Below are 234 nucleotides of genomic sequence, written 5' to 3' on the forward strand. Positions count from 1 at the left end.
GTATTTAAATTAATCATATATAAGGATATAAACATGGCAAATTGGTCAGAGGGTTACATTAGCGATATCGATTATACTTACGGCTATTATCCAGAACTAAGCCCTAATAATGTCAAAATTCCTTTCTTGATGTCAGGACTTGAAGTACCAAAATTCAATACGGCATGTGAGCTTGGCTTTGGTCAAGGAGTATCAATCAATACACATTCTGCTGCATCGGATGTCCAATGGTAT

Annotated in this window: 1 protein-coding gene; it reads left to right on the forward strand. The window is 35.9% G+C overall.

Annotated elements, in window-relative coordinates; genetic code table 11:
• Nucleotides 1–33: 33 nt before the first annotated feature.
• Nucleotides 34–234: hypothetical protein (locus tag R0K30_RS23640; protein WP_410613482.1), on the forward strand; the 201-nt coding region annotated here is incomplete at its 3' end.

The sequence above is a fragment of the Bacillus sp. SIMBA_154 genome, from assembly GCF_046536015.1.
Classification (GTDB): domain Bacteria; phylum Bacillota; class Bacilli; order Bacillales; family Bacillaceae; genus Bacillus; species Bacillus pumilus_P.